This is a genomic window from Synechococcus sp. PCC 6717, from assembly GCF_022698185.1.
In the GTDB taxonomy this organism is placed as follows: domain Bacteria; phylum Cyanobacteriota; class Cyanobacteriia; order Thermosynechococcales; family Thermosynechococcaceae; genus Thermosynechococcus; species Thermosynechococcus lividus.
The window spans coordinates 38,209-60,489 of the sequence record NZ_JAKLTV010000012.1 but is presented as its reverse complement, the minus strand read 5'-3'; the positions used below and the strand labels follow the sequence as shown (position 1 = coordinate 60,489).

At 52.8% G+C, this 22,281-nt stretch carries 28 protein-coding genes and 1 riboswitch; of the genes, 15 read left to right on the top strand and 13 right to left on the bottom strand.

The genetic code is table 11. From position 1 onward, the window contains the following. The first annotated feature begins 200 nt into the window (after positions 1-200). The 3 genes from L5470_RS07395 to glgB all read left to right on the top strand — a co-directional run bounded on the left by L5470_RS07395 (position 201) and on the right by glgB (position 4,242). Positions 201-746, top strand: coding sequence for a hypothetical protein (locus L5470_RS07395; protein WP_099798067.1), 546 nt, complete (start codon positions 201-203; stop codon positions 744-746). A 6-nt stretch (positions 747-752) separates the two neighbouring features. Further along, complete coding sequence (locus L5470_RS07390; protein WP_499499130.1) at positions 753-1,853, top strand: quinone-dependent dihydroorotate dehydrogenase; 1,101 nt, start codon at positions 753-755, stop codon at positions 1,851-1,853. A gap of 88 nt (positions 1,854-1,941) precedes the next feature. Further along, the gene (gene glgB, locus L5470_RS07385; RefSeq protein WP_499499128.1) at positions 1,942-4,242 is read left to right on the top strand and encodes a 1,4-alpha-glucan branching enzyme; all 2,301 of its coding nucleotides are present in this window, start codon (positions 1,942-1,944) and stop codon (positions 4,240-4,242) included. Between the two features lie 134 nt (positions 4,243-4,376). Here the strand turns inward: glgB and gifA are convergent, their stop codons facing one another. The 4 genes from gifA to L5470_RS07365 form a co-directional block, all read right to left on the bottom strand. Next, positions 4,377-4,820: a glutamine synthetase inactivation factor IF7A gene (gene gifA / locus L5470_RS07380; protein WP_198406112.1), complete on the bottom strand. Its 444-nt coding sequence runs from the start codon at positions 4,818-4,820 to the stop codon at positions 4,377-4,379. 44 nt (positions 4,821-4,864) lie between these two features. Next, positions 4,865-4,944: riboswitch (Glutamine riboswitch) on the bottom strand. A gap of 125 nt (positions 4,945-5,069) precedes the next feature. Beyond that, positions 5,070-5,708, bottom strand: a complete 639-nt coding sequence (locus L5470_RS07375) for a Crp/Fnr family transcriptional regulator (RefSeq protein ID WP_099798073.1) — start codon at positions 5,706-5,708, stop codon at positions 5,070-5,072. Positions 5,709-5,882: 174 nt separating this feature from the next. Then, positions 5,883-7,403 (bottom strand): anthranilate synthase component I, encoded by a 1,521-nt coding sequence (gene trpE, locus L5470_RS07370; protein WP_499499163.1) that lies wholly within the window; start codon positions 7,401-7,403, stop codon positions 5,883-5,885. Positions 7,404-7,435: 32 nt separating this feature from the next. Further along, a complete protein-coding gene (locus tag L5470_RS07365) occupies positions 7,436-7,756 on the bottom strand; it encodes an aldose epimerase family protein (RefSeq protein WP_198406113.1) in 321 nt (106 codons plus the stop codon). A 340-nt stretch (positions 7,757-8,096) separates the two neighbouring features. Between L5470_RS07365 and L5470_RS07360 the strand changes: the two genes are divergently transcribed. From L5470_RS07360 to L5470_RS07335, 6 genes are all read left to right on the top strand, one after another. Then, positions 8,097-8,465, top strand: coding sequence for a hypothetical protein (locus L5470_RS07360; RefSeq protein WP_099798075.1), 369 nt, complete (start codon positions 8,097-8,099; stop codon positions 8,463-8,465). Positions 8,466-8,515: 50 nt separating this feature from the next. Further along, complete coding sequence (locus L5470_RS07355) at positions 8,516-8,857, top strand: LapA family protein (RefSeq protein WP_499499125.1); 342 nt, start codon at positions 8,516-8,518, stop codon at positions 8,855-8,857. 66 nt (positions 8,858-8,923) lie between these two features. Beyond that, the gene (gene def / locus L5470_RS07350; RefSeq protein WP_099798077.1) at positions 8,924-9,496 is read left to right on the top strand and encodes a peptide deformylase; all 573 of its coding nucleotides are present in this window, start codon (positions 8,924-8,926) and stop codon (positions 9,494-9,496) included. Between the two features lie 11 nt (positions 9,497-9,507). Continuing rightward, on the top strand, positions 9,508-9,708 hold the full coding sequence (locus L5470_RS07345; protein ID WP_099798079.1) for a hypothetical protein: 201 nt from the start codon (positions 9,508-9,510) through the stop codon (positions 9,706-9,708). Between the two features lie 22 nt (positions 9,709-9,730). Beyond that, positions 9,731-10,114: a glycine cleavage system protein GcvH gene (gcvH, locus tag L5470_RS07340; protein WP_448525483.1), complete on the top strand. Its 384-nt coding sequence runs from the start codon at positions 9,731-9,733 to the stop codon at positions 10,112-10,114. A gap of 5 nt (positions 10,115-10,119) precedes the next feature. Further along, complete coding sequence (locus L5470_RS07335) at positions 10,120-11,055, top strand: branched-chain amino acid ABC transporter permease (RefSeq protein ID WP_499499122.1); 936 nt, start codon at positions 10,120-10,122, stop codon at positions 11,053-11,055. Positions 11,056-11,081: 26 nt separating this feature from the next. On the opposite strand, the gene L5470_RS07330 is transcribed toward L5470_RS07335, so the two are convergent. Further along, positions 11,082-11,459, bottom strand: coding sequence for a hypothetical protein (locus tag L5470_RS07330; protein WP_499499120.1), 378 nt, complete (start codon positions 11,457-11,459; stop codon positions 11,082-11,084). Between the two features lie 276 nt (positions 11,460-11,735). On the opposite strand from L5470_RS07330, the gene L5470_RS07325 reads away from it, so the two are divergent. After that, positions 11,736-12,638, top strand: coding sequence for a vitamin K epoxide reductase family protein (locus tag L5470_RS07325; RefSeq protein ID WP_099798086.1), 903 nt, complete (start codon positions 11,736-11,738; stop codon positions 12,636-12,638). 35 nt (positions 12,639-12,673) lie between these two features. Here the strand turns inward: L5470_RS07325 and L5470_RS07320 are convergent, their stop codons facing one another. Beyond that, entirely contained in the window at positions 12,674-13,306 is a 633-nt protein-coding gene (locus L5470_RS07320) for a hypothetical protein (protein ID WP_499499118.1), read from the bottom strand. 29 nt (positions 13,307-13,335) lie between these two features. On the opposite strand from L5470_RS07320, the gene tnpA reads away from it, so the two are divergent. Beyond that, positions 13,336-13,785 carry an IS200/IS605 family transposase gene (tnpA, locus tag L5470_RS07315; RefSeq protein WP_499499116.1) on the top strand — a complete coding sequence of 150 codons (450 nt, stop codon included), beginning with the start codon at positions 13,336-13,338 and terminating at the stop codon, positions 13,783-13,785. Between the two features lie 155 nt (positions 13,786-13,940). Next, the gene (locus tag L5470_RS07310) at positions 13,941-14,708 is read left to right on the top strand and encodes an amino acid ABC transporter ATP-binding protein (protein ID WP_099799545.1); all 768 of its coding nucleotides are present in this window, start codon (positions 13,941-13,943) and stop codon (positions 14,706-14,708) included. Here L5470_RS07310 and L5470_RS07305 read toward each other — a convergent pair. The 6 genes from L5470_RS07305 to L5470_RS07280 form a co-directional block, all read right to left on the bottom strand. Then, on the bottom strand, positions 14,705-15,223 hold the full coding sequence (locus L5470_RS07305) for an inorganic diphosphatase (protein WP_099799546.1): 519 nt from the start codon (positions 15,221-15,223) through the stop codon (positions 14,705-14,707). The two genes, L5470_RS07310 and L5470_RS07305, sit on opposite strands and share 4 nt — an antisense overlap. A gap of 96 nt (positions 15,224-15,319) precedes the next feature. Beyond that, entirely contained in the window at positions 15,320-16,516 is a 1,197-nt protein-coding gene (locus tag L5470_RS07300) for an aspartate aminotransferase (protein ID WP_099799547.1), read from the bottom strand. Further along, positions 16,517-17,647 carry an iron-containing alcohol dehydrogenase family protein gene (locus L5470_RS07295; RefSeq protein WP_499499161.1) on the bottom strand — a complete coding sequence of 377 codons (1,131 nt, stop codon included), beginning with the start codon at positions 17,645-17,647 and terminating at the stop codon, positions 16,517-16,519. Between the two features lie 66 nt (positions 17,648-17,713). Further along, positions 17,714-17,824 (bottom strand): photosystem II reaction center protein PsbM, encoded by a 111-nt coding sequence (psbM, locus tag L5470_RS07290; RefSeq protein WP_099799548.1) that lies wholly within the window; start codon positions 17,822-17,824, stop codon positions 17,714-17,716. A 148-nt stretch (positions 17,825-17,972) separates the two neighbouring features. After that, a complete protein-coding gene (gene hisB / locus L5470_RS07285; protein WP_099799945.1) occupies positions 17,973-18,608 on the bottom strand; it encodes an imidazoleglycerol-phosphate dehydratase HisB in 636 nt (211 codons plus the stop codon). Between the two features lie 10 nt (positions 18,609-18,618). Beyond that, complete coding sequence (locus tag L5470_RS07280; RefSeq protein ID WP_099799549.1) at positions 18,619-19,212, bottom strand: hypothetical protein; 594 nt, start codon at positions 19,210-19,212, stop codon at positions 18,619-18,621. On the opposite strand from L5470_RS07280, the gene L5470_RS07275 reads away from it, so the two are divergent. The 3 genes from L5470_RS07275 to L5470_RS07265 all read left to right on the top strand — a co-directional run bounded on the left by L5470_RS07275 (position 19,211) and on the right by L5470_RS07265 (position 22,070). Next, positions 19,211-20,254: a cell division protein FtsQ/DivIB gene (locus tag L5470_RS07275; protein WP_499499112.1), complete on the top strand. Its 1,044-nt coding sequence runs from the start codon at positions 19,211-19,213 to the stop codon at positions 20,252-20,254. The genes L5470_RS07280 and L5470_RS07275 overlap by 2 nt on opposite strands. Before the next feature lie 26 nt (positions 20,255-20,280). Next, positions 20,281-20,796, top strand: a complete 516-nt coding sequence (locus L5470_RS07270; RefSeq protein WP_099799550.1) for a cofactor assembly of complex C subunit B — start codon at positions 20,281-20,283, stop codon at positions 20,794-20,796. Positions 20,797-20,864: 68 nt separating this feature from the next. Next, on the top strand, positions 20,865-22,070 hold the full coding sequence (locus L5470_RS07265) for a 4-hydroxy-3-methylbut-2-enyl diphosphate reductase (protein ID WP_499499110.1): 1,206 nt from the start codon (positions 20,865-20,867) through the stop codon (positions 22,068-22,070). A 6-nt stretch (positions 22,071-22,076) separates the two neighbouring features. On the opposite strand, the gene psb30 is transcribed toward L5470_RS07265, so the two are convergent. After that, the gene (psb30, locus tag L5470_RS07260; RefSeq protein WP_099799551.1) at positions 22,077-22,217 is read right to left on the bottom strand and encodes a photosystem II reaction center protein Ycf12/Psb30; all 141 of its coding nucleotides are present in this window, start codon (positions 22,215-22,217) and stop codon (positions 22,077-22,079) included. Positions 22,218-22,281: the final 64 nt, after the last annotated feature.

Below are 22,281 nucleotides of genomic sequence, written 5' to 3'. Positions count from 1 at the left end.
CTTGGAGGCTCCGAGATACTGTCTTGCTCATTGCAGGATGGTGTCTTGAGGGCTGCTGAAAACCCCGTCCTCTATAGGGCGGGGTAGTTTACAGAGTATAATAAGCAACCATAGTTGAGATCGTCCGATGCCGATGGCACGTCGCCAATAGGGCGATCACGGATTAAAACACGCAAGCATTGTCGTTAGGAGCGATCGCCATGAGTACCCCTGAACCTCCCCAACCCCCCACCGAAGAAACCCCTGCTAAAGCCAGCCGGAGTCCCCGTCGTCCTGCTGTCGCTAAGGAAGCCAGTGGTCAAATGGTCTCTTTGGCTGAAAAAGCAGCTCCCCTTGCCACCACCAGCCCCACAACCGCCACGGATATTGTGGTCTGGGAAACCTTTAACAGCGCTGGGCTGCGACCCATTGAAGCCAGCCGCGTCCAAGTCGTGCACATGATTAAGGATGCGGGCGATCGCCCGGTCTTGAGCAGTGGGCTACAAATTTACGACAACATCAACTCCGCAGGCATTCGCCCCATCGTTGCCACCGATTTTCGCGTTGTCGAGACCCTAAACATTATGGGAGTGCGACCCATTGCCGCCAACACTTTTGAAATCTTGGAAACCGTCAACTGGATGGGGATCCGTCCCATTACCACCAGTGGCCTGCACATTGCTGAGACCTACTATTCCGCTGGGGAGCGACCCGTGGCCTCCAATATCATTGACGATTCCCCTGTGCTCATGGGGTATCTGGATTAAGTTCCCTTGGAGTTAGACTTTTATCGCTCGCTGTTGCGTCCAGTTCTCTTTTCAGGTCTCAAGGCCGATCCTGAGCAGGTGCAGCAGCAATTCATAGCGGTCTGTCGCTGGCTAAACGCCGATACCCCCGTGCGCCGCTATCTGCGCCAACAGCTGCAACAGCGATTTGCTTATTCAGATGCGCGCCTAGAGCGACAGTTGTGGGGGCTGCGGTTTCCCAACCCCATTGGCTTAGCAGCGGGGTTTGACAAAAATGGTGTAGCTAGTTCAGTTTGGCAGGCCTTTGGCTTCGGCTTTGCGGAACTGGGAACCGTGACATGGCATCCCCAACCGGGTAACCCCCGGCCGCGTCTGTTTCGTTTACCCGCTGATTGGGCAGCTATTAATCGCATGGGCTTTAACAACCTTGGGGCAGAGGCAATGGCACAGCAACTGGCGCGATCGCCCCGACCGTCGATTCCCATTGGCATTAACCTAGGGAAATCCAAAATCACTCCCTTAGCCGACGCTAAAGACGACTATCTTGCCAGTTTTCGTTGCCTGTATCCTTGGGGGGACTACTTTGTGGTGAATGTGAGTTCTCCCAATACCCCTGGATTGCGGGATCTCCAAGCCAAGGAGCAGCTAGCCCCCATCCTAGAGGTGCTCCAACACGCCAACACCCCTCGCAAACCCCTTCTGCTCAAAATTGCCCCTGATCTGAGTTGGTCAGAGATTCGCGCCATCCTTGATCTCATCGAAACCTACGAACTCAGCGGCATTATTGCTACCAATACCACCATCTGCCGCGACGGCCTCAAAACCACCGTCATTCCTGCAACGGGGCGATCGCCCACAGAGGAAGCAGGGGGGCTAAGTGGTGCACCCCTCAAGGATCGTGCCACAGAGGTCATTCGCTTTATTCATCAAGAAACCCATGGTCGCTTACCAATCATTGGGGTTGGTGGTATCTTTAGGCCAGCGGATATTCACGAAAAATTAAATGCGGGGGCTAGTTTGGTACAACTGTACACCGGTTGGGTGTATCAAGGCCCCACCCTCCTCAAAGAGCTGCTTCAAGGCATGTTAGCCCTTTCAGCACCCTCTATCCCCGATCAGCCGATTTAAAAAATTCCGCCATGGCTTGTCAACAGGGGCATACAAATTGTTAACTTTTCTATAGTATCCTGTCTGTATTTTACGAAAGTATAAAAATATGACAATTTCGCCCGATCAGATTGACCGCATTGTATCCAACCAGCACCACGATCCCTTTGAAATTTTAGGATGTCATCAAATCAACGAAAATGGCCAGTCAGTGTGGGCGGTACGAGCCTATTTACCCAACGCCGAGCGCGTTAGTGTTCTGTGTCCCGAACAACGGCAGGAATACCCTATGGAATCGGTGCATCACCCCCACTTTTTTGAGTGCCGGATTCCTGTGGCTGAACTCAACAATTATCAACTGAAAATTTTTGAAAACGGCCATGAGCGGGTGACCTACGATCCCTATGCCTTTCGCTCCCCCAAGCTGACGGACTTTGACATTCATCTTTTTGCCGAGGGGAATCACCACCGCATCTACGAAAAACTCGGTGCCCATTTGCTGACGGTGGATGGGGTCTCGGGGGTGTACTTTGCGGTTTGGGCCCCCAATGCTCGCAACGTCTCCGTGATCGGCAACTTCAACCATTGGGATGGTCGCCAGCACCAGATGGCGCGGCGTGGTAATGGCATTTGGGAACTCTTTATTCCCGACCTTGGCGTGGGTGAACACTATAAGTACGAAATTAAAAATATCGACGGTCATATTTACGAAAAGTCGGATCCCTACGGTTTTGCCCAAGAACCACGCCCCAAAACCGCCTCTATTGTGACTGACTTAAACGCCTATCAGTGGCACGATCAGGAGTGGCTGGAAAAACGGCGCCACAGCGATCCCCTCAGTCAGCCAATTTCTGTCTTTGAGGTTCACCTAGGCTCTTGGCTGCACGCCTCGATGGAGGAACCACCGCTGGATGCCACTGGTGCGCCCCAAGAACCCGTTCAAGTCGCAGAACTCAAGCCGTGGGCACGGTTCCTCACCTATCGGGAGCTGGCTGCAAAACTCATCCCCTACGTTAAGGAATTGGGCTACACCCACATTGAACTGCTCCCGGTGGCCGAGCATCCCTTTGATGGCTCCTGGGGGTATCAAGTCACTGGCTATTTTGCACCGACCTCCCGCTATGGCACGCCTCAAGACTTCATGTACTTTGTGGATCAGTGCCACCAAAATGACATTGGCGTTATTGTGGATTGGGTTCCCGGTCACTTTCCGAAGGATGGCCATGGCTTAGCCTTTTTTGATGGCACCCACCTCTACGAGCACGCCGACCCCCGTAAAGGGGAGCATAAAGAGTGGGGCACCCTTGTGTTTAACTATGGCCGCCACGAAGTCCGTAATTTTCTGGTGGCCAACGCCCTCTTTTGGTTTGATAAGTACCACATCGATGGCATTCGCGTGGATGCGGTGGCCTCGATGCTGTATTTGGACTATGGCCGCAAAGAGGGAGAGTGGATCCCCAACGAGTATGGTGGACGCGAAAATTTGGAAGCAGCTAACTTCCTCCGCCAAGTCAACCATGTCATTTTTAGCTATTTTCCGGGCATTCTCTCGATTGCCGAAGAATCCACGGCATGGCCAATGGTCTCTTGGCCTACCTATACCGGCGGTCTTKGCTTTAACCTCAAGTGGAATATGGGGTGGATGCACGATATCCTTGACTATTTCAGTATGGATCCGTGGTTTCGCCAGTTCCACCAAAATAATGTCACCTTTAGTATGTGGTATCACCACAGCGAAAACTTTATGCTGGCCTTATCCCACGATGAGGTGGTGCACGGCAAGAGTAACATTATTGGCAAAATGCCGGGCGATCGCTGGCAGAAGTTTGCCAATTTCCGCTGTTTATTCACGTATATGTTTACGCATCCGGGCAAGAAAACCATGTTTATGGGGATGGAGTTTGCCCAGTGGAGTGAATGGAACGTCTGGAGTGATCTAGAGTGGCACCTGCTTCAGTATGAACCCCACCAGCAAATCAAACGCTTCTTTTGTGATTTGAATGCCCTCTACCGTTCTGAACCATCCCTCTATAGCCAAGATTTTAGCCAAGATGGGTTTGAGTGGATTGACTGTAGCGACAACCGCCACAGTGTGGTCTCCTTTATCCGTTGGGACAAAGACTATAAAGATTTTACAGTCGTTGTTTGTAACTTTACGCCCCAGCCCCATAGCCACTACCGCATTGGCGTGCCCGAACACGGGTTCTATACCGAACTGTTTAATAGTGATGCCCGCGAATACGGTGGCAGTAACATGGGTAACCTAGGGGGGAAATGGGCCGATGAATGGGCCTACCACCATCGCCGCTATTCCCTTGATCTGTGCTTACCTCCCCTTGGGGTGCTCATTCTGAAATTAGATCGGCAAAAAACCGCCGCCGAGCGCGCTCGTTATAGTGATACGGAGTAGCGAGTATTCGCGCCCACAATGAAAAACTCGCAGTAGGTGGATTCCTATTGCGAGTGATTGGCCTATTCGTATTCGAGTTCAACATTCAAGAGCCAACCCATGGCTCGCTAGAGCTAGTGTTGCTCCTCGTGCCTTTAGCTCATTGTGGCGTGGCTGCGATCGTAACTTGTCCACGTGCCGGGCTTAATTTTGCCCTGAATCTGGCTCCAGTAGTGACCAGCAGCGGCGGGTAAGCCCATCTGGGCAATCATCCGTGTTAAGAGGGATTGCTCGCGATTTTTGATGTTTTGATGATGGTGAGTCATCAGTGCCCGCGACAGTTCTGTGAGGGTCACGGCTGGTTGGCCAGCATCGTCGGTAGCTACCATGCTAAGCGCTGGTGCAACTCCTTGGGCACCTGTGCGATAAGCCACACCGCGATAGAGTAAATCGTTGACTGGCTGAGCCGGAGGATTCACTGCGCGGGTGCAGTGGTAGTTCCAACCGCGGTACTTGGCAACAACATCGGTAGCTTCGGTGCGGACTGCCGGAGGAACGTAATCGTACTGAATGCCGCGATAAGTAAGCGTGGTTTTCATAATCATCGCCCCAAATCATGAACTAGGTGGTTTTTAGCAACTGAGGCGCGTTCCTTCGGGAGAGTCTCCCTACTTCCGTCTTCGCTGGCGATTTTTAAGTCGTTCTCTAGCGAAGATGAACGATTTATTTCTGTATCTAATTTAACACTTTTGCCTCTATGAGAGCAAGTTTTTATAAAAATTCATACTATTAAGCTCTAAGAGGCTCCATCGGTATGAACCGCACGCGGTTTTTGGTAAGGCGAATGCCTAGAGGGGGGAGGGCTCGCTGTTGGCGGTAATGATAATGTGGCGATCGCGATCGTAGGTGAGCCAGTGTTCAGCGCGGAGTTTGCCGAGCAAACGAGTCATCGTCACGCGACTGGTACCGATAGCGGTGGCGAGTTGTTGGTGCGTTAAGCGAACGCTGTAGCGGCTACCGAGGGGATGGGGCTGGCCAATTTCTGCTTTTAGGAGCAGGAGGAGATGACGGAGGCGCTCTTCAATGCGGCGGTGGCTGGCGATGGCCAGTAGCACTTCTGCTTGACGCAAGCGCCGGGTCAAGCCTCGCACTAAGCCTTGGGTTAGGTTTGGCGAGGATTCCACCTCCACTAATGAGAAGAGCATTAACTCAACCCTTGAAAGTGCTTTGGCGTGGTAGGCATTTAGGCTACTGAAGGGGAGGCCAAAGGCCGTGCTAGGGGTCGCTAGACCCACCACCACTTCTTCACCGTCGGGGTGTAGCAAGTTTAGGAGGACAACACCCTTGCTCACGAGCCAAACGCGCTCTGGTTCCATCCAGATGACATCTCCTGCTCCGAAGCTGTGGAGTCGCGAGGGAGAGGGAGTCGCTGTTTCCCGAAAGAGTCCCTCTGGGCGAGGCGGCGCAGCAGCAAGGAAGTTGGCCATGGTATCAAGACCTCAAGCAAGATAACCAATGTTGAACCCATAGCCCAAGACATTGGTGGCTTTGACGATTGAACGACTCACACTTACGACATGAACTGAGTCAGTCAGGACAAAACTACTGCCCACTATAGGTGGTCAATGTGAAGTTTAGTTAAAGTGTTTGTCAATGTTAGGTTAAGGTTTGGCACTCAGGGCAGAAATGGCCTCCAGTAAGCCCCGGGCTTTATTGAGGGTTTCTTCAAATTCTCGCTGTGGATCAGAGTCCGCCACAATCCCCGCGCCAGCTTGAACGTGGATCAGGTGTTGGTCTGCCTTGAGAGGCTGTACCACCATGGTGCGGATGGCGATCGCCGTGTTGAGTTGGCCTTCAAAGTCGTAGTAACCGTAGGCACCAGAATAGGGGCCTCGTCGCTTGCCTTCAAGGGCATGGATAATCTCCATCGCACGAATTTTGGGGGCACCACTGACGGTTCCTGCCGGAAAGCAGGCTTGCAGTAAATCCCATGCGGTTTTCTCTGGCAACAGTTCACCAATGACATTACTGACAATGTGCATGACGTGGGAGTAGCGTTCAATTACCATGAACTCTTCCACCTGGACGCTGCCTTGGCGACAGACCCGCCCTAAATCGTTGCGACCTAGATCCACGAGCATGACGTGTTCTGCCACTTCTTTATCGTCGGCTAGGAGCTCTGCCGCTAACTGTTGATCTTCGGCGTAGGTGCGCCCCCGTTTGCGCGTTCCCGCAATGGGGCGAACGGTGGCCAGCAGGCGATCGGGCTGGGTGGGGTGGTGTTCTGCTTTGACCATCACCTCAGGGCTAGAGCCAATAATCTGCCAATTGCCAAATTGAAAGTAGGCCATGTAGGGGGAGGGGTTGATCAGCCGCAGGGAGCGGTAAAGAGAAAAGGGATCGCCACGATAGGTGGCACTGAGGCGTTGGGAGAGCACCACTTGAAAAATATCCCCGGCGCGAATGTAATCTTTGGCACGCTCAACGTTGGCACAAAACTGCTCAGGGGTGGTGTTGCTGGTGTAGATGGGGGAGGGCTGGTGAGGCTGCCAGTGGAGATGAGTACTGTTGCTGGGATGTCCTATTTGGAGTTGGGTCAGGAGCCGCTCGAGGCGATCGCCCGCGTGGGTATAGGCGGTTTTAAGGTCAGTGTGGCGAGTGTCGGCATAGACCACGGCCCAAATTTTACGCTTCACCTGATCAAAGATAAGGATTTGATCCACTTGCATCCACACCCCGTCTGGCAGGTCATCAGCGGTGGGGGGATGAATGGGTACGCGTGGTTCAATCCACTGAATAAGTTCATAGCCCCAAAAGCCAAACAGACCACCAATGCCAGCAGGAAGTTGAGGGAGTTTGACTGGCTGGTAGGGKGCCAAGCACGCCGCCAAAATCTCAAAGGGGTTGCCTTCAAAGGTGGTTACCCCGCCATCGCGGTGGGTTTGGGTGGTTTGGTTCCCCCGGGTTTCCAGAACCCACAGGGGATCGCAACTCAGCAGGCTATAGCGAGCTAATGTCTCACCCCCCTCAACGGACTCCAGCAAAAAGTTATAGGGGCGATCGCGACAGACCCGATACCACGCCGAGACGGGGGTATCCATATCGGCAACCCACTCTTGGTAAAGGGGAATGAAGTTACCAGTGGTGGCAAGATCGCAAAACGTCTTGAAGTCGGGATACATGGGTGCGCCAGTCAAACCTATACGATTGTCGCCTATTGGGGGGCATTCGTAGCGGCAACAGCAATCTCAACCCCCAAGGTTGTATGACTTTGGGGCGGCACTTGGAGGAGATCCACCCCTGTATTCAAGGCATTGCGGGGGGCGGTCCATGGTTCTAGGCAATAGTAGGGTTTACCCTGAAGTGTCCAAAATACCAACGTCGTAAAAGCGAGATCGTAGCGCAGGGTGAGGCAGTACTGCTGCTGATGATCACAAACCTGTGTCCGCTGACCCTGCAGAGGACGACACGCCAAATCCAGTTCCGCAGCCCCCCAGTCAAAGGTACCCGCAAAGGTTAAGGGCTGCTTTGACACTCCCACCACCTAAAGGTGGGGGATTCTTACGCAGTCCATAAACGAACTCATAAAGGCGTTGTCAAGACGCCCCTACACAGTTCCTAGAGGCAAAGCCCCAAGGTTCTGCTTACTTGTAACAACTGTCGCCGATTGGGTTTTTCACCAAGGATGGCGACCAAGTATAGTTTAGCACAGAGCAACTAAAGTTGCTTTAGGGCTTTTCCACCCCGTACTAAAGTACGGAGCTACCAAGCTAACCCTCTGTGTAGGGCATGACCATCTCTTTGCTCCATGCTGGATTCTAGGATACACCGACCGCCTAAGCTACAATAGCGGCAATGCCCTTGGAGGGATTGCCATGACCCTAAAGTTTGCCAGCTTGAACCCGACCCTACGTTTTTGGCTCACCATCTTAGTAGTGACGTGGCTGTTGGGGGTGTTGGGGTTGGGCTGGTTGGTGCAGTCCGTTGCGATTCTGCTGCTCATTCTGATGGTGACACCAGTACTGTTGGTGGTAGGGTTGCAACTGTGGTTGCGATGGACGCTGGTGACCGCCGCCTGTCCAGTGTGTAGGTTTGAATTTAGCAGTCTCAATAACACCCAAACTCAGTGCCCGGCCTGTGGTGAAGTGCTGGTGGTGCGCGATCGCCAGTTTCAGCGGTTAACACCGCCTGGAACAATTGATGTTACCGCAGTAGAAGTCAATGCTAGTGTGATCGACGATTAACCACGGTGGTATGATCAGCCTCAGACCGTGAGTGTGTGGCAGGATGCCCTATGCGACAGTTAAACTTCGTCATGATATTTGTCATTGGCTTGGCTCTAGTTCTCTTTAGTATCCAAAATACGGATCCTGTTAGTATCAAAATCATTGAAGGAAAAGTCATTCAAGCCCCCCTCTGCGTCGAGTTGATTGTGGCGATGGGGATTGGTGCCGTTTTTGCGTGGGTCTTTAACGTTTGGGTGCAGGTACAACGCATCTTCACGGTACGGGTGGAAATGGAGGCTCGCGATGAGCAAATTGCCCACCTTGAGGAAGATTTAGAGCGCTATAAAGCCGCCCTTGAGGAGCAGCAACGTCTGCTGCCGAGTGTCAGTAGTGCATCGGTGGAGCAGTAGGCCAACGGCAGCAAAATTCGTTAGGCTATTTACAGTGATTAAGTTTTGTTGTCCTTTACCTGTCCTATGGCTACCTCTGAATCCCTTGGTATTGAAAAGAAAAAGTTAAAAAAGCCGCCGTTGCAACTGCATTACCTTGGCGATCGCATCCTGCGTCAGCCCGCCAAGCGGGTTGCCAAGGTTGATGACAGTGTTCGTCAAATTGTCCGACAAATGCTTCAAACGATGTACAGTGCCGATGGCATTGGTTTGGCCGCTCCTCAAGTCGGGATTAATAAACAAATTTTGGTTATTGATATTCACCTTGATGACCCGGATGTTCCGCCCTTAGTGATGATTAACCCGGTGATCAAGGAGGTGAGTGAGGACTTAGAACTATCTCAGGAAGGCTGCCTCAGTATTCCGGGGGTATTTCTGGAGGTGCGCCGACCCGCCATGGTGGAAGTGGCCTACAAAGATGAGTGGGGACGGCCTCAGACCCTCGTGGCTGGGGGGCTGCTGGCGCGTGCCATCCAACACGAAATTGATCACCTCATGGGTGTGATGTTTGTGGATCGGGTGGAAAATCAGGCATTGTTGCGCCACGAGCTGAAGGAACACGGGTTTGCCAACAGCACAGTGCGCTCCATTGCTGCTTGAGGACACCCTGAGTGCTGAAAAGTTACCTCTACTTGTTAGTAGCCTGTATTGCGGCGATCGCCACAATTGGGTCTATTTTTGAGCTAAGCTCCGGGGATGCCCAGCTTGGCACCGCCCTCACCACAGGGATTTTAGTCCTCAGTGTGCCCCTTGGCCTAGGTTGTTTTATTGCTGCTGTACGCCTTGGTCGCATGGGCGATCGCTCCGAATAATGCCCCCTCACCTTAAGTGCCTATGACCCTCACCTACCCCGACGATCTGCAATACCTTGACACCCACGAGTACCTCCGCCTTGAAGGAGAGATAGCCACCCTTGGCATTAGCGCCTTTGCAGTGGATCAACTGGGGGACATTGTATTTGTTGAGCTACCCGCTGTAGGAGACACCCTAGACCCCGGTAAGCGGTTTGGCACCATAGAGTCGGTCAAGGCAGTGGAAGATTTGTACGCCCCCTTTGCTGGAAGGGTGATTGCCGTTAACGAGGCCGTTGTCGAGAACCCTGAGCAAATTGCCCTAGATCCCTATGGTGAAGGTTGGCTGGTGCAAGTTCACATCACCACTCCCCCCACCGGCACCCTTTCTGCTAGTGCCTATCGTGCTCTGGTGGAAGGGACATAACCCCGATGGCGATTCCCAGCCTGCAACTTGTTGTAGATGGGCTAGCCACGGGCAGTGTCTATGCCATTTTTGCCCTTGGCTATACACTGGTGTTTTCAATTCTCGGCATCATTAACTTTGCCCACGGTGCTCTATTTGCCGTAGGGGCTTACATCACCTACGCATTGTTGGGGGGGCGCTTTGGCTTTAATGGCATCTTAGCCAACTGGCAACTGCCCATTGCCTTGCCCTTTGCGGCTGCTCTGATCTTGAGTAGCTTGCTCTGTGGGCTGCTAGGGGTTGCCATTGAATGGGGGGTTTTTCGGCCATTACGCCAGCAACGTGCCGATACGCTCCTCACCGTTGTGGCTAGTCTAGGGGTGGCTGTGCTCTTAACTAACCTCATTCAATACCTTGTCGGGGCTGAGGTTTACACCTACCCTGATCAACTCTACGGTGCGCTGCCTTTAACGCTTCACCTTGGTGAGTTGAGCCTGCGCAGCAGTCAATTTGTGATCCTCAGTGTTTCCCTAGTATTGATGGTGGCGCTAACCTATTGGGTGAACTATMCCCGCCTAGGCAAAGCCCTACAAGCAGTGGCGGAAAATCCGCTGGCGGCTACCCTAGTGGGAATTGATGGCGATCGCATCATTACCCTGACGTTTTTTGTTAGCAGTGCCCTTGCAGCAGTTGCCGGTACCCTTGTTGCCTCTAGTGTCAGTATCACAGGCCCGCAGTTTGGTGTCACCTTTGGTCTTAAGGGCTTAGCTGTCATTGTTTTGGGGGGGCTGGGGAGCTTACCCGGAACCATGCTGGCAGGGTTTTTGATTGGGTTAATTGAAGCGATGATTCCCGCTGCAGCCTCCGGCTTTCGTGATGCAGTGGCCTTTGGCATTTTGTTTCTTATCCTGCTGCTGCGCCCTCAAGGGCTGCTAGGGCGACCCCCCATCGAAAAAGTCTGACTCCCACCCTCAACGGTTGGTCAGTGTCACCGACACACCCAATGCCATAGGGGATGCTGCGCTCCCTGATGGCGAATACGCAACACTTGTTTCTCTAACCGTTGTTGCCACTTGGGCGATCGCCCCCACAAAATATTGCGGGTCTGCCAGTAGAGAACACTGAGGGTGAGGCCAATACAAAACGCTAAGCCCAACGAAGGCAGACGATTAAACATAATGCCGTAGCGCAGAGCGGCCCACGTAAAATGCTCCTTGAGCAAGCTCATCTCGTAGCGAAAGCCCCACAAACTGGCTAGCCCCACCGTCAACCACAGCACAAAAACCATACTCCATCGCATGTAAACCGTTAACCGATGGAGGCGCTCCACTTGTTGCTGAAATTCAGACTCAACTACATCTTGCATCTGTCGTAATCATACTGCGATCCTCTGGCTATTTAGTTGTGGCTCATGGCTGCGAGTTTGACGACGCTGTTCCAAGCACACACCACGGTATCCCCCTACCCCTATTCCTTTCAATTCTATAGCGTTGGCCTGCCCGGATGGGGGGTCTCATACCCCAATGCCCCGTCTGTTGACCTAGGTGCTGCCCTGTCTAAGGCAGCTTACCTCTCAAGCTATAATGAACTGGATAAATTCCTGAGGGTGCTTGTGTCCTCGGTGTCACCCGGAGGTTAACCTATGGTTCGACGTCGCTCAACTCCTTGGATTCATCGCTGGTCCCGCTGGTTTATTAGCGGTATTGCCCTTGCGGGGATGGCGGTTACCGCTTACTTGACGATCGCAAAGTTAACCAATCAGGATGTCACCTGTCCAACCAATGGTTGCGACATTGTACTCAATAGCCCGTGGGCAACTGTGTTTGGCATTCCCCTATCCCTATTGGGGTTTGTGGCCTACACAGGGATGCTGTCGCTGGCACTCTTCCCACTGCTGCTGCACCAGCCCCAACAAAAGGAGTTGCGCAAGCGCGCAGAGGGCACGACGTGGATGCTGCTATTTATAGGTGCCACCGCCATGGCGGCCTTTAGTAGCTATTTAATGTACATTTTGGCCACCGCCATTCAAGCGTCTTGCCCCTACTGTATTGCCTCCGCTCTCTTTAGCTGGGCCTTTTTAGTATTGGCAGTGATTGGTCATGACTGGGGCGATCGCGGCCAATTATTTTTTACAGGCTTTATTGTAGCAGTGATTACACTGGTGGGGGTATTTGGCGTTTACAACACAACGATGGTGCGGGATGACAGTGGCCCTGGGATACCCATCGTCAATACCTCTGGGCCTGCGGAAATTGCCTTGGCACGCCATCTAACCCAAAGCGGTGCCGTGATGTACGGTGCCTATTGGTGTAGCCACTGCCACGATCAAAAAGAACTATTTGGCAAAGAAGCCGTCCGTGAACTCACCTACGTTGAATGTGATCCCAATGGTGCCAACCCCCAAGTAGAGCGCTGCCGGGCAAAGGGGATTCAAGGCTATCCTACGTGGGAAATTAATGATCAACTCTACTCAGGAACGCGATCGCTAACCGAATTGGGGCAGCTCACCCAGTATCGTGGCTCCTATGCCTTTAAGAACCAGTGACACTCCCCGCCGTGGAACGGCGAGGCTTCTCTGAGTTAGGCTAGAGCAAAGCCAATCTGCTCTAACTTGACCTTAGAAGGGGCTGCCACAGCCCCTCTACACACTCCACTCAAATCGATATTGAGCTTTGTGCTTACCTTTCTCATGATGTTGCAGGCTCCATTACAGTCTGCATTGATAAGCCATCCTTGAGCAGTTCGATACAGACCTCTAAGAATTCGTTTTCCTGATGCCTTCCACCCTTCAGGTTTTTCGCCGAACGTAGGCAAGAAGTCATTATCAAAAAACGAGGCTTGAGACGTATACGATTCTTCGGTTTCGACTAATCGAATCCCGAAAATTAAACAAAGCTGCTTAATTCGTCCAAACAGCTTGTAGTGCGGAATTTGCACGAACTCCTGATTCGTTTTTGCACCCAAATTGATTTCATCTTTCTGCCCGTTGTTTCGACCGTAGATGATCGTATCGATGTCGTTTTCCAAGCAAAAGTAGAGGTTGACATACTTCAGAACCTTGAACGGTTTCCGTCCTTGCTCAAAGAAGTATTGCCGAGACTCATACACGCCTTGGTTGTAGAGATTGTTGGCAAGACGCGCTAACTCAGTAAGCAACTGAGCAAGCTGCTTGTCAGGTTGAAAAATATCTTTTTGGACGGCTAAAAACATCATTGGGTTAAGATGGTATGCAGTTATTATAGATGCCGATTTACGTGAATAGCAACCGTATGAGAGAAGATGGCATACAGCTAAAATCGACTCGTCATTGCACGTATCAGTCAGGACATCACTTTGTCTGGATTCCGTTCAAGCGCCGCAAAATATTTACCAACGAAGCAATCATTGAAGCAACCAAAAGGTATGTGACTGAAGCGATTGAAAACAACGATATGGAACTAATCGCCATTGAGGTAGACCGAACCTTGATGGATCATGTTCATGTGTTTGTGTCGTTTCCTCCTAGAATGTCAGCTTCTCAGGCGGTGACCATCATGAAAGGGTACAGTTCAAGACGGCTCAGAATGGAATTTCCACATCTCAAAAACCTGCATGAAAAATCCCAACTCTGGGCACACAGTTATTATTGGGGTACTACCGGGAACGTTTCAGCCCAGACAGTGAAACGGTATATCGAAGAATGTCAAGGCTGACTCTCCCTACTGCCGTAGGCGCGGGAACCGTTCTGTATCCCCGTCGGGAACGAGCGAGGTTTTATCCGGTTCCCGAACCCTCCGGTTTCTATAAGCCGATTTGTCTAGAGTTTGATTAGGGATGAAAATATCAAAGAGTATTCTTGGAGGTTGGCATGAATGGCCTAGGGGCAGCACCAGAGATTTTGATTGAAACTCGCAACCTCAACAAGTACTTTGGCGATCGCCATGTGCTAAAAAACATTGACTTTAGGGTAGCCAAGCAAGAAGTTGTAGCACTCATTGGCCCCAGTGGCTCCGGTAAAAGTACCTTGCTACGATGTTTGAATGGCCTCGAAACCTATCAGTCCGGCAGCATTGTCATCCTTGGTCATCGCTTGCCGCCTGTGGCTACGCCGCAACAGTTGAAGGTGATTCGCCGCGATGTGGGGATGGTGTTCCAAAACTTTAATTTGTTCCCCCACATGACGGTGCTACAAAATATTATCGAAGCGCCGATACTGGTGCGCAAACTACCAAAGCGCCTGGCTACGGACATGGCCGAGCATTTGCTGGCAAAGGTGGGGCTAGCAGAGAAACGGCATGTGTACCCCAACCAACTTTCGGGCGGGCAAAAACAGCGGGTGGCGATCGCCCGGGCACTCGCCATGCAACCGCAAATTCTCCTCTTTGATGAACCCACCTCTGCCCTTGATCCGGAACTGGTGGGGGATGTCTTGGCGGTGATGCGGCAGTTGGCCGAGGAGGCGATGACGATGGTGGTTGTCACCCACGAGATGCAGTTTGCCCGCGAGGTCTCCTGTCGGGTGGTGTTTTTGGCAGAGGGGCAGATTATTGAAGAAGGGTCGCCCCACGAGCTATTCCGCCATCCGCAGCAGGAGCGTACCCGTCTCTTTTTAGAGCGTGTGCTCGTGAGGCACTAGCCCTTATAAGCCTTAATGCATTTTTCCACTAAGGGCTGCACGGCATCCACATCCTGCCAGCCAAGGATTTCGGTAATTTTCTTTTGCAGGTTTTTGTAGGTGCGGAAGAATTCAGCAATTTCCTCTAGGCGGTGCGGTGCCACATCTTTGAGGGATTTGACCTCGGCATAGCGGGGATCTGCAGCAGGCACGCAGAGAATCTTTTCGTCGCGATCGCCACTGTCAATCATTTCCAACATACCAATGGGACGTGCCGCGATCACACAGCCCGGAAAGGTTGGCTCATCCATCATTACCAAGCCATCGAGGGGATCCCCATCATCGGCGAGGGTATTGGGGACAAAGCCATAGTCGTAGGGATAGTTCACCGCTGAGTAAAGGACGCGATCGAGGGCAAAGGCATTCATGTCTTTGTCAAACTCGTATTTGTTGCGGCTGCCACCGGCAATTTCCACTAAAACGTTGATCACTCCCGGCTTGGGCTGGGCAGGAATACGGCTGAGGTCTAAACTCATAGGAATGGATTAAGGGTGAAATTGACAACAACAAAATAACCAAAAATAATCAAAGGCATTCAATGCTGTAGCTGAATGCTTCTGCATTGTACCGTCTTAGGGGGCCAAACTCGAAAAGCGGATGTTAGCTTGAGCCATCCGCTGCAACGCTTCCCCTAGGCGATCGCAGTTGGCAATTAAGCTAATGCGCACGTAGCCCTCACCCCCCTCGCCAAAGGCATTGCCCGGAGTCACAACCACGCCAGTTTCCTGAAGGAGCTTCAGGGCAAAGTCCGTCGAGCCAAGCCCCGGAGGAGTCGGCACCCACAAGTACATCGTGGCTTTTGTGGGCGGAATCTGCCAGCCAAGTTCTGCCAAGCCGCGAATTAAAAAATCCCGTCGCTGGCGGTAGCGATCGCACACCGCGGTCAAATAACTATCCGGCAAGCTCAGGGCAACTTCGGCAGCCTTTTGCAGCACCGAAAAAACCCCATAGTCTAAATTTGTTTTCAGGGTGCGCAGCCCTTGGATAATATGGCGGTTGCCCACTACAAAGCCAACCCGCCAGCCCGCCATATTGTAGGTTTTCGAAAGGGTGTGAAACTCCACTCCAATCTCCTTGGCGCCGTCAATTTCTAGCAGGCTCGTGGGCTGATAGCCATCAAAAGCCAGCTCGGCATAGCACAGGTCATGAACCAAGAGAATGTGGTACTCCCGCGCAAAGGCTACGATCTCTTCAAAAAATGCGCGAGGAGCAGTAGCGGCGGTGGGGTTACTCGGGTAGTTAAAGTACAGCACCTTGGCTTGGCGAGCCACATCTGTGGGAATCTCGCTCACGTCAATAAGCCACTGTTTCTCAGCCTTAAGGATAAGAGGATAGATATTGGCACCGGCGATCGCCGGCCCGCGAAAATGAGCCGGATAGGCGGGGCTGGGAACCAGAACCACATCGCCTGGGTTCACGTAGGCCAAGGCGAGGTGAGTCAGTCCCTCCTTAGACCCCAACAGCGGCAGGGCTTCGCCATCGGCATCGAGGGAGACATTGTAGCGACGGTCATACCAGCGGGTAATCGCTTGCCGGAATACCGCTGTTCCCTCGAAGGGCGGGTAGCCATGATAGCTGGGTTCCTCAAAGGCAGCGATCGCCGCCTCAATCACTGGGCGGGGTGCCGCACCATCGGGGTTGCCCATCCCCAAATCAATGAGATCCAGACCTTGCTGGCGGGCTTGTAACTTTAGCTCGTCAAGACGCGCAAAGACGTAAGGGGGTAATGTTCCGAGGCGATCGGCGGGCGCAATCCAATCTAGACCCATTCAACGGGCACTCCCATCCATCACCTTAGAGGTATAGCCGACCAGCGTGGACACCATGGCTTCTAGCACTAATTCCGGGGTCACGGCAAAGGGCAGGTAATGAATATCCGACTCAGGCGCACAGGCCACGGTGGCCGCGTACTGGAGTTGTGCCAAACTTGCCTCCTGCAAGCCTAACTGCTCAAGATTTAGAGGTAAGCCCACCTGCTCATAGAACTGGCACAGTTGCTGCCGCGCACTGGTCGCTAGTTGACTCCCCTGCACCAATTCTTCCAATCGTAATTGCACTAAAATGCCGTAGGCCACTTTTTCGCCGTGGAGGGTGCGCTTACTTTGGGGCAGGTGGGTGAGGCCATTATGGATGGCATGGGCAGCAACAGTACGACACTGGGCACCCCCTAGGCCACCGATCATCCCCGCTACTAAGGTGGTGGCATCCACAACATTCTCCCAAGCAGGGCTACCCACCTCGTTGAGAGCACTCACAGATTGCTGTAGTAACAAGTCCCGCAAAACTCGCGCCTGCTGAACTGCGGCGACGGTGAGGGTGGCCTGAGTGCTGCCGCTACTCACAGAGGCTTCGTACCACTTGGCAAGAGCATCGCCAATACCCGCTACTAGGGTGCGCTTGGGGGCACTCTGTACCAAGGCATAGTCTAGAAGCAGGAGATCGGGGCAGCGCTTTAGGGGAACATCGTAAGCAAAAGCGCCAGTCTCGGTGTAAATATTGGCTAAGGCCGTCCATGCTGCACAGGTTGCTGCTGAGGTAGGAATCGTAACCACCGGCACGCCTAATTGATCTGCCAGTAGCTTTGCGGTATCAAGAGCCTTCCCACCCCCAATCCCAATGATGAGATCACACCGGTGATCCGTTGCCTCCTGCTGCAATGTGGTTAGGGTCGCTTCGCTGCATTCACCGTGAAAGGTTCCCACCTTTAACTCAAGGCGTTGGGCGATCGCCCCTAAGTCTGCCTCTATGGATTGGTAGCGCCGTGGAGAGGCTACCACCAAGGCACGCTGCCCTAGATGGGCAATGGCCTCTCCAGCTTTAGGGAGAATCGACCACCCTCGATAGACGTGGGTTGGCGCAACGCACAACAATGAAAGATCAGCCGCAGTCACAGGCACGATAAAACCTACATGCTCTAGATACCTTGGCACATAGACGTTATCGAACTAGTGCCATAGAGATCTATATTAGTTACTTTTCTGCTGACTTTCTGTTTGCACGTACAAGATAATGAGAAACACCGTTGGCACCAGTACAAACATCGCGGTTGCCACTAAGCCGAGATCGTTGACTTCCATAGTGTCCTGCTTTCTGTTGACTAAGGTTTAAGTAGGGTTACGCTACAGGCTAAGCTGGCCAGATCAGTGGTTATGGCGGCYCATGCACCCSAGCAGCCCATGAATCAAGCGCAGATAGACTGCAAGAGTTATCATACCCCATTGCGCTCTAGGCTTGAATGATTCCCTTAGAGCTAGGGATTTGCTGGTCACGTCGTGGGTCAATGGCGATCGCCATCCGTAGTGCCCGCGCAAAGGCTTTGAAGGTGGCCTCAATGATATGGTGAGAGTTCAAGCCGTCAAGCTGCCGCAGGTGCAGGGTCATGCGGCTGTGGTTCACCAGCGCCACAAAAAATTCCCGTACCAGTTGGGTATCGTAGGTGCCCACCCGTTGAGTTGGAATGGTCAGTCCGTAGCTGAGGTGGGGGCGACCGGAGCAGTCCAGTGCCACCTCCACTAAACTTTCATCAAGGGGAGCAACAAAATGGCCAAACCGCTGAATACCCCGGCGATCGCCCAAGGCTTGGTCTAAGGCCATCCCCAAAGTAATTCCCACATCTTCATTGGTGTGATGGTCGTCAATGTGAGTATCTCCGGTGGCCTGCACCCGTAAATCTAGTAAGCCATGGGAGCACAACTGATCCAGCATATGATCCAAGAAGGGAATTCCCGTCTGATTGTGGGCTATTCCCGTGCCGTCTAAGCACATCTCGACGTGAACACGGGTCTCCTTGGTTTGGCGATCGACAATCGCCTGCCGTGGCAGCACCTCACGACCTTGAGGGGTAGATACGTCAGAAACCATCATGGACAGGTTAGTTACTAGGCGTTGGCGTGGCCGGCGTTCCCGTGGCTGCCGGAACCGTGCCAGCGCGCGGAAACGGCACATCCACAAAGCCCAATTCTAGCAATTGCTGATACGCTTTTTGCCCCAGTTCGCGGGTGGGGTTTTGACTGCGGATAATTTCCACAAGCAGGGGCACCGCTAGCTCTGGTTGGTTATTTGCCCGATAGACAAGGGCAAGCTGAAATGTGGCTTGATCTCGCAATTGCGCAGTTTCCAGTGCCCGTCGTCGGCTACTGTCGGCGGCATTGCTATCAATCCCCAAAAAACTTGAACTCAGGGATTGGTAAAAATTGGATAGTTGGTTCATCACGGTACGCGCTTCCAACAGCTTCCGTGCCGCTAAGGGATAGTTACGGCCACTCACTGCTGCTGCCGCCTCATCCATGAGTCGTTTGCCCCCCTCGATGGTATAGACCGAGCCACCGGCGGGAGGGGTCGGAGCTACAATTTCAACGCTTGGCGACGCTGTTTGAGCCAGCACCGCTCGGGTCGGTACTCCCAGCAGTACAACCCCAAGCAGGAGGGATGATCTTGACCAGTTGGCAGAGGTGGTAACGGGCATGGTGCTGACCCTTTATAAGATGGAGGCAGTCAAGACGACAATTGACAACGGGTATCTTATCACCAAGCATGACAAAGAGTTTACATTTAAGGTTCCAATTCCCAAGATTTCTGAGGCAGTGGGTATGGTAAATCCCTCCCGCCAAGGTGCAGCGGCCAACGATGCCATCCGTGAACGCCGCCGTCAACTGCAAAGTAAGCGTCGCTGGCGGCAACTAGCTGGTTTATGGCGAACAATGGTGCTGTTGGGGTTGACTGGCGGGCTGGKGTGGGGGCTGACACTGCCCGACTGGATTATTCGTCGCCCCGATCAAGTGCAGATTCGCGGCAATGTGTTGCTCAAGACAACGGCCATTCAAGCCCAGCTAGCCCTAGATTATCCCCAATCCCTGCTGCGGCTACAGCCTCAACCCCTGATTCAAAGCCTAGAGGCAACCTTACCGCTACAGCGAGTCACCATTGCCCGCCAACTTTTTCCTCCCCAGCTCATCGTTGAGGTACAGGAACGCTTACCCGTGGCCGTCACCACCTGTCGCCAGTGCTTGGTGATCAGTGAAGGGGGGCAACCCCAAGGCCCTGCTAGTCGCTGGTTTATTGACGCGACAGGGGCGGTGGCTCCTAGTACCAGTTACCAAGCAACTGCCCTGAATCCGGCTCCCACACTGATGATTCAGGGGTACTTTGTGGCAGTGAGTACGCCATCTCGCCCCAATCTGCTGGCGGTCTCCCGCGATCGCCAACAACAATGGCAGCAGCTTTACCGCCTCCTGCAACGCCAATCCCTGCCGATTATTGCGATAGACTGGCGCAATGAGCAAAACTTAGTTGTGCAAACACCGTTGGCACCCGTGCATCTTGGCGCAGTGCAGTGGAACAGCCATGTCCTTGAGCAACAACTGATGGCTTTGGTAAATTTGCAGCAACTCCCTGACTATCTGGATCCGCGCCAAATTGTTTTTATAGATTTGGTGAATCCTCAAGAACCCCTTGTGCAAATGCGCAATCAGCCCACGCAGCAACCCTTGCCACGGCGGACCCCTTAGTGCGCCCAATAATTTGGAATACTGCTATGCCAACTGATTTAGTTTATCCATCCACGCTGTTGCTCACCAGTCTATTAGCCATTGGCTTTGTCTTTTTTGTGCGAGCCTCCACGAAGGAGCGCTTAGAAACAAAGGTGTGGGCGATCGCCCGTCCAGTCGCCGAGGTGGGCGACCTGCTGAAGCAGTATTTTCAACAGCGAGGGTATCGGCTGCACTCGGTGAGCAGCGATGGCCGACAGGTTACGTTTCAGGGAACCGTGGCCGCTAGTCGTTTTTTAGCGGCTCTCCTCTTTGGCTTGGCGGTCGCTGGAGCCACCTGTATTGCCCTAGCGCTGACGGTTTTATTTCCCAAAGGCGGGATTTTAGCCTTTGGCTTGGTGGGCTTGGCGCCTGTGGCACCGTGGTTTTACTGGCGCGGGGCGCAGCGGGTTGAAACGGTTCAATTAGTTTTAGAGCCGCAGCCTGAGCACACGCAAGTCACCATGAGCGGGCATCGCGATGAGTTAATTGCCTTTGCCAAGTATCTGGCCACGTTGGTCTGAGGACTGCTTGGTAAGGGAAGGGCGGGGAGTATGTCACAATACCTCTAGGTTGCTGCATGAGGAGACCTATGGATACCCGCGCCTTTAAGCGATCGCTACACAGTTCTGGAAATTATCACCGCAAAGGGTTTGGCCACGGGGAAGTAGTCAACGAACAACTTCAAGGAGAGTACCAAAGTTCTCTCATTCAGCAAATTCGTGATAATGGCTACCGCTGGCAGCACGGCGATGTCACTATTCGTTTGGCGGAAGCCTTTGGCTTTTGCTGGGGGGTGGAGCGCGCCGTTGCCCTTGCCTACGAAACCCGCACTCACTTTCCCACAGAGCGGATTTGGATTACCAACGAAATTATTCACAATCCGTCGGTGAATGAGCGGCTGCGGCAGATGCAGGTGGAGTTTATTCCCGTCCTTAACGGCGTGAAGGATTTTAGCAATGTTGCGCAGGGGGATGTTGTGATTCTGCCTGCCTTTGGGGCAAGTGTGCAGGAGATGCAGTTACTCAATGAGCGCGGCTGCACCATTGTGGATACGACGTGTCCGTGGGTGTCAAAAGTGTGGCACAGCGTTGAGAAGCACAAAAAAGTGAGTTTCACCTCAATTATTCACGGTAAATATAATCACGAAGAAACGATTGCCACGAGTTCCTTTGCGGGGACGTACTTGATTGTGCTGAACCTTGAGGAAGCCCGCTACGTTTGCGATTACATTCTCCATGGGGGCGATCGCGATGCCTTTATGGCAAAGTTTGCCAAGGCAGCATCAGCGGACTTTGACCCAGATCGAGACTTGGTGCGGGTGGGGATTGCCAACCAAACAACAATGCTCAAGGGTGAAACAGAGCAGATTGGTAAGTTATTTGAGCGGACGATGATGCAAAAGTATGGCCCCGACCAACTGAACAATCACTTCCAAAGCTTTAATACCATTTGCGATGCCACCCAAGAGCGGCAGGATGCCATGCTGTCCTTGGTTGAGGAACCCCTTGATTTGATGGTGGTGATTGGGGGCTATAACTCTTCCAATACAACCCACCTCCAAGAAATTGCTATTGAGCACGGCATTCCCTCGTACCATATTGACGCTGCCGATCGCATCGGGCCTGGCAATCGGATTGAGCATAAACCGCTCAATCAGGAGTTAACCGTAGCCGAAAACTGGCTTCCCGATCGCCCAGTGACTATTGGGGTGACTTCGGGAGCCTCAACCCCTGACAAGGTGGTGGAGGACGTTCTCCAGAAAATTTTTGCCCTCAAGGCACCCTGCCTCCTCTAGCGGGACTTAAAGGTTACCACGGCGCACAGCCAAGAGGAACACCACCATAGGGCCAGCAAGACCAATCATGCTAATCATCGTCAGTTGGGCAATGACTTCAAAGTTAATGTTGGCGACAAAATCAATAATTCCGTTGAAGATTCCCATAGGTTCTCCCGAGCAATCAGCGGTAGGTCATTGTGGTTCTATTTTACGGCAGGTTGGAGCACTC

Bases quoted from the DNA above. Each gene is read 5' to 3' on its own strand.
- L5470_RS07375 (WP_099798073.1), bottom strand. From the start codon at position 5,708: ATGGCCAACTTCCTTGCTGCTGCGCCGCCTCGCCCAGAGGGACTCTTT.
- gifA (WP_198406112.1), bottom strand. From the start codon at position 4,820: ATGAAAACCACGCTTACTTATCGCGGCATTCAGTACGATTACGTTCCT.
- L5470_RS07395 (WP_099798067.1), top strand. From the start codon at position 201: ATGAGTACCCCTGAACCTCCCCAACCCCCCACCGAAGAAACCCCTGCT.
- psb30 (WP_099799551.1), bottom strand. From the start codon at position 22,217: ATGGGAATCTTCAACGGAATTATTGATTTTGTCGCCAACATTAACTTT.
- L5470_RS07355 (WP_499499125.1), top strand. From the start codon at position 8,516: ATGCGACAGTTAAACTTCGTCATGATATTTGTCATTGGCTTGGCTCTA.
- L5470_RS07320 (WP_499499118.1), bottom strand. From the start codon at position 13,306: ATGATGTTTTTAGCCGTCCAAAAAGATATTTTTCAACCTGACAAGCAG.
- L5470_RS07325 (WP_099798086.1), top strand. From the start codon at position 11,736: ATGGTTCGACGTCGCTCAACTCCTTGGATTCATCGCTGGTCCCGCTGG.
- def (WP_099798077.1), top strand. From the start codon at position 8,924: ATGGCTACCTCTGAATCCCTTGGTATTGAAAAGAAAAAGTTAAAAAAG.
- hisB (WP_099799945.1), bottom strand. From the start codon at position 18,608: ATGGTTTCTGACGTATCTACCCCTCAAGGTCGTGAGGTGCTGCCACGG.
- L5470_RS07265 (WP_499499110.1), top strand. From the start codon at position 20,865: ATGGATACCCGCGCCTTTAAGCGATCGCTACACAGTTCTGGAAATTAT.
- L5470_RS07280 (WP_099799549.1), bottom strand. From the start codon at position 19,212: ATGCCCGTTACCACCTCTGCCAACTGGTCAAGATCATCCCTCCTGCTT.
- tnpA (WP_499499116.1), top strand. From the start codon at position 13,336: ATGCCGATTTACGTGAATAGCAACCGTATGAGAGAAGATGGCATACAG.
- L5470_RS07360 (WP_099798075.1), top strand. From the start codon at position 8,097: ATGACCCTAAAGTTTGCCAGCTTGAACCCGACCCTACGTTTTTGGCTC.
- L5470_RS07330 (WP_499499120.1), bottom strand. From the start codon at position 11,459: ATGCAAGATGTAGTTGAGTCTGAATTTCAGCAACAAGTGGAGCGCCTC.
- L5470_RS07305 (WP_099799546.1), bottom strand. From the start codon at position 15,223: ATGAGTTTAGACCTCAGCCGTATTCCTGCCCAGCCCAAGCCGGGAGTG.
- L5470_RS07310 (WP_099799545.1), top strand. From the start codon at position 13,941: ATGAATGGCCTAGGGGCAGCACCAGAGATTTTGATTGAAACTCGCAAC.
- L5470_RS07270 (WP_099799550.1), top strand. From the start codon at position 20,281: ATGCCAACTGATTTAGTTTATCCATCCACGCTGTTGCTCACCAGTCTA.
- L5470_RS07300 (WP_099799547.1), bottom strand. From the start codon at position 16,516: ATGGGTCTAGATTGGATTGCGCCCGCCGATCGCCTCGGAACATTACCC.
- gcvH (WP_448525483.1), top strand. From the start codon at position 9,731: ATGACCCTCACCTACCCCGACGATCTGCAATACCTTGACACCCACGAG.
- psbM (WP_099799548.1), bottom strand. From the start codon at position 17,824: ATGGAAGTCAACGATCTCGGCTTAGTGGCAACCGCGATGTTTGTACTG.